General features: G+C 70.2%; 8 protein-coding genes and 1 pseudogene. 8 read left to right on the top strand and 1 reads right to left on the bottom strand.

Annotated features, from left to right (window positions below; translation table 11 throughout):
- Window positions 1-68: 68 nt before the first annotated feature.
- Window positions 69-710 (bottom strand): helix-turn-helix domain-containing protein, encoded by a 642-nt coding sequence (locus ABZ193_RS42675; protein ID WP_354714512.1) that lies wholly within the window; start codon window positions 708-710, stop codon window positions 69-71.
- Window positions 711-823: 113 nt separating this feature from the next.
- On the opposite strand from ABZ193_RS42675, the gene ABZ193_RS42680 reads away from it, so the two are divergent.
- From ABZ193_RS42680 to ABZ193_RS42715, 8 genes and pseudogenes are all read left to right on the top strand, one after another.
- Window positions 824-1231 (top strand): nuclear transport factor 2 family protein, encoded by a 408-nt coding sequence (locus ABZ193_RS42680; RefSeq protein WP_354714513.1) that lies wholly within the window; start codon window positions 824-826, stop codon window positions 1229-1231.
- Window positions 1228-2034 carry an SDR family NAD(P)-dependent oxidoreductase gene (locus ABZ193_RS42685; protein ID WP_354714515.1) on the top strand — a complete coding sequence of 269 codons (807 nt, stop codon included), beginning with the start codon at window positions 1228-1230 and terminating at the stop codon, window positions 2032-2034. The genes ABZ193_RS42680 and ABZ193_RS42685 overlap by 4 nt, the downstream gene beginning before the upstream one ends.
- Entirely contained in the window at window positions 2027-2803 is a 777-nt protein-coding gene (locus ABZ193_RS42690; RefSeq protein WP_354714517.1) for an SDR family NAD(P)-dependent oxidoreductase, read from the top strand. Before ABZ193_RS42685 ends, ABZ193_RS42690 begins: the two co-directional genes overlap by 8 nt.
- Window positions 2800-4206, top strand: a complete 1407-nt coding sequence (locus tag ABZ193_RS42695) for an FAD-dependent oxidoreductase (RefSeq protein ID WP_354714519.1) — start codon at window positions 2800-2802, stop codon at window positions 4204-4206. The genes ABZ193_RS42690 and ABZ193_RS42695 overlap by 4 nt, the downstream gene beginning before the upstream one ends.
- A 28-nt stretch (window positions 4207-4234) precedes the next feature.
- A complete protein-coding gene (locus ABZ193_RS42700) occupies window positions 4235-5557 on the top strand; it encodes an MFS transporter (protein ID WP_354714521.1) in 1323 nt (440 codons plus the stop codon).
- A 36-nt stretch (window positions 5558-5593) separates the two neighbouring features.
- On the top strand, window positions 5594-6127 hold the full coding sequence (locus ABZ193_RS42705; RefSeq protein ID WP_020416735.1) for a MarR family winged helix-turn-helix transcriptional regulator: 534 nt from the start codon (window positions 5594-5596) through the stop codon (window positions 6125-6127).
- A gap of 63 nt (window positions 6128-6190) precedes the next feature.
- Window positions 6191-7381, top strand: coding sequence for a homogentisate 1,2-dioxygenase domain-containing protein (locus ABZ193_RS42710; protein ID WP_354714523.1), 1191 nt, complete (start codon window positions 6191-6193; stop codon window positions 7379-7381).
- Window positions 7351-7606 (top strand): annotated as a pseudogene (locus tag ABZ193_RS42715) (hypothetical protein); the annotation flags it as partial. The gene ABZ193_RS42710 and the pseudogene ABZ193_RS42715, both read left to right, overlap by 31 nt.

Genomic DNA, 7606 nt, shown 5'->3' on the forward strand with positions numbered 1-7606 from the left:
TTCGACTCGATCGGTTCAGCAGAACGTGAGGCGACGCACCACGTCAGCGCAGGCAGAGGGCGATAGGGTCACCAGCACAAGCCAAGATTCCGTCCCTCCTCGTCGGGTGCGGAGAACAGTGACAGGCCGATGCTGACTTCCCGCCCGGGCACCACCGCGGAGATCCCGATGATCGACGGTGCGATTTCCCCGTAGGACACGGCGAAACCACGCTTGCGGGCCAGCGCGACCTCCTCCCGCTCGCCCTCCGCCGCCGGGGCCGCGGCCAGCAGCGCCAGGCCCGCCGAACCACGGTCGATCGGGTCCACCTGGCCGGGCCGGAAGCTCACGTGCATCCGCGCCTGCCGCGGCTCGACGATCATCAGCATCCGCACCTCGTCCGCGCCCTCCCGCACCACCAGGTGCGCCGTCGCCTGGGTGAGGTCCGTCAGCTCCTCCAGCACGGGCCGCGCGAGCGTCCGCAGGTCCTGCTCCACCGGCTCGGCCAGCCGCACCAGGCCCGTCCCCAGCGAGATCCGCTTGAACCGGTCCCGCCGGCACAACCGGTGCGCCTCCAGCGTCCGCACGAGCCGGTGCGCCACCGTCCGGTGCACGCCCACCCCTTCCGCGATCTCCGTCAGCGTCATCCCCTGCGGGTGCGCGACGAGCAGCTCGAGGATCTGCAACCCGTTGTGCAGCGTTTTCGACATCCCCGAGTCGACTTCGGACACGCGGGCACCCCCTTGACGACGAACGGACCGCGACCTACTGTTTCCGTAGTTCGCACGCTGCGTGCGATAATAGCACGCGAATCGCAGCGCGCAAGCCCCCGGAGGAGGTCGTCGTGGACGTGGAGACGCTCGTGCTCGTGCACCAGCTGTACGGCGCGCAGAGCCACTACATAGACGAGGGCCGGGCCCGCGAGTGGGCGCACACCTTCACCCCGGACGGCGAGTTCCACTCACCGAGCTATCCGGCTCCGGTGACCGGCACCGCCGAGCTCACGAAGTTCGCCGAGGACTTCGCCGCACACCAAGGCGTCACCCGGCACGTCCTCACCAACCTGCACGTCACGCCCGCGGACGACGGCCTCACCGCGCGCGCCTACCTGCAGATCGTGCGCACCCTCCCGGACAGCCCGCCCGAACTCCTCCGCCTGACCACGATCACCGACCACCTGGTCCGCCACGCGGGCACGTGGCGCATCCGCCGCCGGACGGTGCGCCGCGACGACACGAAGGAGAACCGATGACCGACACACGCGCCCAGCACGAGCCGACGACGGCCGTCTACCCGGAATTCGCGGGCAAGGTCGCGGTCGTCACCGGCGCGGCCCGCGGCATGGGCGCGCGCTTCACCGCCGCCCTGGCCACCCGCGGCGTGCACGTCGTCGGCGCCGACATCAACGAAGAGCAGATGCTGGCGACCGCGAACGAACTCACCGCGGAAGTCGCGAGCAGCGACAAGCCCGGCCAGATCATCGGCGCCCACATCGACGTCACCAAGCCCGAGGACCACGAAACCGTGGCACAGCTGGCGCTGGAGCGGTTCGGGCGCATCGACTTCTGGGTCAACAACGCCGGCATCTTCCCGTTCGCCCTCGCCGACGAGATCACGCCGGAGCAGATCAACGCGACCCTGTCGGTCAACGTCGAGGGCGTCCTCTACGGCGCGCAGACCGCCGCCCGGCACATGGAGCCCGGCAGCGCGATCGTGAACATGTCGTCGGTGTCCGCCGTGCGCGTCCGCCGCGGCCGGGCCGCCTACTGCACCTCCAAGGCCGCCGTCGCGCACCTCACCGAATCGCTCGCCGTCGAGTTCGGCGACCGCGGCATCCGGGTCAACGCGATCGCCCCCGGCTACATCGACACCGAGATGACCCGCTGGGTCAAGGAGGACCCGGCCGCGCTGCGGCACGCGCTCGACGTCGTGCCGCTGCACCGGCTCGGCTCGCCCGAAGAGGTCGTCGGCCCGCTGCTGTTCCTGCTCTCCGAAAGTGCCCGCTACGTGACCGGCCACAGCATCGCCGTCGACGGCGGGTCGCGGCATGTCTGAGTACCCGGACACGGTGCTCGTCACCGGCGCCGCCGCCGGCATGGGCGCCAGTCACGCCCGGGCCCTGGCGAAACACGGCACGCACGTGTGCCTGGCCGACATCGCCGACGCCACCCCGGTCGTCGAGGAGATCGAGAACGACGGCGGCTCGGCGTCCGCGCACGCACTGGACGTCACCGACCCGCGGGCGTGGGCCCGCGTCGTCGAAGAAATCCGGAGAACTCGCGGCCGTCTCACCGGCCTCGTCAACAACGCCGGCATCTCGCGCCGCCTGGAGTTCCTGGACACCACCGACGAGGTCTGGGAACAGGTCCTCCGCATCAACCTGTCCGGCCCGTTCTACGGCATGAAGGCCGTCGCCGGACTGATGCGCGACTCCGGCGGCGGCTCGATCGTCAACATCTCCTCGATCTCCGGTCAGATCGGCTACTTCTCGCCCGCCTACAGCTCCAGCAAGTGGGGGCTGACCGGACTGTCCAAATCGGCCGCGGGCAACTTCGCCAAGTGGGGCATCCGGGTCAACTCCGTCCACCCCGGACTCGTCGAGACCGCGCTGCTCGCCGGTGCGGACTCGTTCGTCGAATCCGCGGTGGCCAGCATCCCGGCCGGGCGCATGGCGCAGCCCGCGGAGATCACCGAGGCCGTCTTGTTCCTGCTCTCGGACAGGTCCAGCTACATGACCGGCAGCGAGGTCACCGTGGACGGCGGCCTGGTGTCCAACGGCCTGTACCACCGCATTCTCGCCGAGACCGGAGGAGACCTGGCATGAACGACGACTGGGACGTGGTGGTCGTCGGCGGTGGCGGCGCCGGGCTCGCCGCGGCCACCTCCGCCGCCGAGCGGGGTGCGTCGGTGCTGTTGTTCGAGTCCGAGACCGAGCTCGGCGGCTCGACGCAGCTGTCCGCCGGCATGTTCACCGCCGCCAGCACGAGCGTGCAGGCCGCGCTGGGCGTCGAGGACTCCGCGGAGCGGTTCTTCCAGCACTACATGGACCTCAACTCCTGGCAGCTCAACCCCGGGCTGATCGAGGCGTTCTGCCGCCACTCGGGCCCGACGCTGGAGTGGCTGATCGGCCTCGGTGTGGAGATCCCGGCGAAGGTGTCCGGCAACGCGCACACGCCGGGCCTGTGCCAGGCCGGGGTCGAGGACGTGTGGCGCGGCCACGTGCCGAAGGACCAGGGCTACGGCGTCGTGCAGGTGCTCGCCAAGGCCGCCCGCGCCCGGGGCGTCGAGGTCGTCCTCAACACCCGTGTCGAGCGGCTCATCGAGGACGACGGCCGGGTCCGCGGCGTCGTCGCCGACGGCATCGAGGTGCGGGCGGGCGCGGTGGTGGTCGCCAGCGGCGGGTTCGCAAGGGACCCGGACCTGCTGGCCCGCTACTACCCGGCGGCGCTGCGGGCGGGCGAGGACCTGTTCGTCGTCGCCGCTGACGGTAGCCGCGGCGACCACCTGCGCTTCGGTGAGCAGGTCGGCGCGGGCGTCACCGGCGACGGCTGGGGCCTGCTGCTGCCCACCGCCTACTTCCAGCGGCTGCACCACTGGCAGTCCGGGTTCCCGCCGAAGTCGCGGGTCTACGTCAACGCCGCAGGCCGCCGGTTCATGGACGAGGACGCCTCCTACGCGGTGTCCAGCGGCATCATCGAGCGGCAGGGCGGCACCGCGTGGGTGATCTTCGACGAGCGTGCCCGCCGCACCCTGCCCGCCGGGTACGCGCACTGGGACGCCGGCCACGTGCTGGCCGAGGCGGAAGCCGGGCGCACGCTGCGCGCCGGTAGCCTCGAAGAACTGGCCGGCAAGGCCGGGATCCCCGCCGACGCGCTGGTCGCGACCGTGCGCCGGTGGAACGAGCAGCTGCCGTCCGGCCACGACCCGGAGTTCCTGCGGCACCGCACGCTCGCCAACAAGGGCTCGGCCGGCCACCCGGACCCGATCGGCGAACCTCCGTTCTACGCGGCGCGCCTGCTGCCCGCGGAGCTGGTGTGCACGCACGCCGGACTGGAGATCGACGCGCGCGCCGCGGTGCGCGACGAACGCGGCGAGGCCATCGCGGGCCTGTTCGCCGCGGGCGAGGCCGGAGCCGGCGTGCTCGGGCAGCGCTACGTCGGCGGCGGCAACGCGGTCGCCAACGCCCTGACCATGGGCCGCCTCGCCGGCGTCAACGCCGCGGCCTGACTTCGCGAGACACTCAACGAGGAGAGACATGAGCGAAACCACCGCTGCCGGGGAACTCGGCAGCCGGACGATCCGCAAGGTCAGCAAGAGAGTCCTGCCGCTGGTCGCGCTGCTGTACGTGTTCAACTACATGGACCGGTCGAACATCAGCTACGCCCAGCTGGGCATGCAGCACGAGCTGTTGATCACCACGGCCGTGTTCGGCACCGCGTCGGCGATCTTCTTCCTCGCCTACGTGGTGTTCGAGATTCCCAGCAACATGATCATGAAGAAGATCGGCGCGCGGATCTGGCTCGCGCGCATCGCGATCAGCTGGGGCATCGTCACCGCCGTCACCGGGTTCGTGCAGAACATCCCGCAGCTCTACATCGCGCGGATCGTGCTCGGCGTCGCCGAGGCCGGGCTCTACCCTGGCCTGCTGCTGTACCTGACGCTGTGGTTCCGCCCGAAGGAACGCGGCCGCGCCATCGCGACGCTGGCGATCGCGCAACCGATCGCGATGATCCTCGGCAGCCTCACCGGCGGCCTGATCCTCGACCACATCAGCTGGTTCGGCCTGTCCGGCTGGCGCTGGGTGTTCATCCTGCAGGGCCTGCCCGCGGTGCTGGTCGGCCTGATCGTCCTGGTCTACCTGCCGAACAAGCCCAGCCAGGCGAGGTTCCTCTCCCGCGCGGAGAGCGAGTGGCTGGAGACCGAGATCAACTCCGACTACGCACCCGAGCAGAAGGAGACCTTCCTCGGCCAGCTGCGGGTCATGAAGGACCGCAAGGTGCTCTACATGGCCTTCGCGAACCTGTTCGCCGCGTGCGGCCTGTACGGGTTCACCTTCTTCCTGCCGCAGATCGTCAAGCAGATGGACCCGTCCTACTCGGCGACCAACATCGGGTTCCTCGGCGTGATCCCGTGGATCGTCGGCGCGGCCGGCATGCTGCTGGTGGCCCGCAACTCCGACCGGACGGGGGAGCGGCGCGGGCACGTCGTCGCGATGATGCTGCTGGCCGCGATCGGCCTGTTCGGCACGATCCAGTTCCGGCACACCCCGGTGGCGGCGCTGATCTGCCTGTCGCTGGTCGCGATCGGCGTGCTCGGCTACCTCGCGCCGTACTGGGCGCTGGCCTCGCGGGTGCTGTCCAAGGAGCACACCGCGGTCGGGCTGGCCGCGATCAACTCGATCGCCGCGCTGGGCGGGTTCTTCGGGCCGTACGTGATCGGCAAGAACGCCACCGCCGACGACGTGTCGGTGGGCCTGTACTTCCCGATCGCGTGCCTGGTCGTCTGCGCCGTGATGCTGTCCTTCCTCAAGGTGACGAGGGAACGGCGTGGCGCCGCGGCGGCCCGCGAGGTAGTTTAGATATTAACTACTTCTTCTGGCGATAGGGTTGCGGTCATGGCGGACGGTGGTGTTGGCGAGCTCGACTTCTGGTCCTTCGTCGAGCTCGCCAACCGCAGGCTCGCCGAGGAGTTCGGCTTCCGGCACCAGCTCGCCACCGAGGTGCTGCTGACGCTGAACCGGGCCTCCAACATCGTCACCTACGACCTGGAGGCCAGCGTCCACCGGCCGCGCGGCCAGTCCTGGTCCGGGTTCCGGCTGCTGTTCGTCACCTGGCTGGCCGGCCCGCTGGAGGCGAAGAAGGCCGCCGAGCTGACCGGCATGAGCCGCGCGGCGGTGTCCAACCTGTCGAAGACACTCGTGGCCGACGGGCTGCTGGAGCGCACGCCCGGCGAGCACGACGGCCGCTCGGTGCTGCTGTCGCTGTCCGAACGCGGCCGCGCCGAGATGGTCGAGGTGTTCCGCGAGCACAACGAGCGCGAGCACGAATGGACCAGCGTGCTCACCGAGGCCGAGCAGCGGATTCTGGTGATGCTGCTGGACAAGCTGATCACCAACCGCGACCAGTTCGACGTGCGTGGCCGCAACTGACCCTTGCGCGTCGGCGAAGTAGTACATACATTTACTACATCGGACCGGCAAGGAGGCGAGGTCATGGCGTACTACCGGCAGGTCGGTGCGGTTCCGCCGAAGCGGCACACGCAGCACCGCACTCCCGAGGGTGGCCTGTACTACGAGGAGCTGATGGGGGAGGAGGGCTTCTCCAGCGACTCGTCGCTGCTCTACCACCGCAACATCCCGTCGGCGATCGTCGACTCGACGGTCTGGGAGCTCCCGGACCTGACCACCGAGGCCAACCACCCGCTCAAGCCGCGGCACCTCAAGCTGCACGAGCTGTTCCCCGGCGAGGAGTGGAAGTCCAACGACGTCGTCACCGGGCGGCGCCTCGTGCTCGGCAACGGCGACGTGCGCATCTCCTACGTCGTGGCCGGCGAAGCGTCCCCGCTGTACCGCAACTCGATCGGCGACGAGTGCGTCTACGTCGAGTCCGGTGAGGGCGTCGTCGAAACCGTGTTCGGCGTGCTGCCGTTCCGCCAGGGCGACTACGTGATCCTGCCGCGCGCCACCACGCACCGCTGGGTGCCGGACGGCCCGGTGCGGGCGTACGCGATCGAGGCGAACTCGCACATCACGCCGCCGAAGCGGTACCTGTCCAAGTACGGCCAGCTGCTGGAGCACGCGCCCTACTGCGAACGCGACCTGCACGGGCCCACCGAGCCGCTGCTGGTCGAGGGCACCGACGTCGAGGTGCTGATCAAGCACCGCGGCAGCACCGGCATCGTCGGCACCCGGTTCGTGTACCCGCAGCACCCGTTCGACGTGGTCGGCTGGGACGGCTGCCTGTACCCGTACACGTTCAACGTCAGCGACTTCGAGCCGATCACCGGCCGCGTGCACCAGCCGCCGCCGGTGCACCAGGTGTTCGAGGGCGGCAACTTCGTCATCTGCAACTTCGTGCCGCGCAAGGTGGACTACCACCCGCTGTCCATCCCGGTGCCGTACTACCACTCCAATGTGGACTCCGACGAGGTCATGTTCTACTGCGGCGGCGACTACGAGGCCCGCAAGGGCTCGGGCATCGGGCAGGGCTCGATCTCGCTGCACCCGGGCGGGCACTCGCACGGCCCGCAGCCGGGCGCGTACGAGCGCAGCATCGGCGTGGAGTACTTCGACGAGCTCGCTGTCATGGTCGACACGTTCCGCCCGCTGGAGCTGGGTGAGGGCGGTCGCGCGGCCGAGGACGGCAACTACTCGTGGACCTGGGCCGGGCGGGGGCCGAAGTGAGCGTGTTCGCCGGGTTCCTCGACGACGCGGCGGTGTTCCCGCCCGGCCTGAAGCCCCTGCCACGGGCGGTGCCGGATCACGCCGCGCACCTCGCGTCGGGCTACGGCGACCTGGTCGGCCCGCTGGTCCTGGCCGCGCCCGCGCTCGCGGAGCTCGGCGCGGTCGCTGCGGAGCCGCTCGACCTGTCGGTGACCGCGCCGGGCGGCCCGGCCCAGAGCGTCCGGC

Source organism: Amycolatopsis sp. NPDC006125, from assembly GCF_040614195.1.
GTDB classification, from domain to species: domain Bacteria; phylum Actinomycetota; class Actinomycetes; order Mycobacteriales; family Pseudonocardiaceae; genus Amycolatopsis_E; species Amycolatopsis_E tucumanensis.

What these genes read in the sequence shown, in the direction of transcription:
- ABZ193_RS42710 (WP_354714523.1), top strand. Translation starts at nt 6,191, where the DNA reads ATGGCGTACTACCGGCAGGTCGGTGCGGTTCCGCCGAAGCGGCACACG.
- ABZ193_RS42685 (WP_354714515.1), top strand. Translation starts at nt 1,228, where the DNA reads ATGACCGACACACGCGCCCAGCACGAGCCGACGACGGCCGTCTACCCG.
- ABZ193_RS42700 (WP_354714521.1), top strand. Translation starts at nt 4,235, where the DNA reads ATGAGCGAAACCACCGCTGCCGGGGAACTCGGCAGCCGGACGATCCGC.
- ABZ193_RS42690 (WP_354714517.1), top strand. Translation starts at nt 2,027, where the DNA reads ATGTCTGAGTACCCGGACACGGTGCTCGTCACCGGCGCCGCCGCCGGC.
- ABZ193_RS42695 (WP_354714519.1), top strand. Translation starts at nt 2,800, where the DNA reads ATGAACGACGACTGGGACGTGGTGGTCGTCGGCGGTGGCGGCGCCGGG.
- ABZ193_RS42705 (WP_020416735.1), top strand. Translation starts at nt 5,594, where the DNA reads ATGGCGGACGGTGGTGTTGGCGAGCTCGACTTCTGGTCCTTCGTCGAG.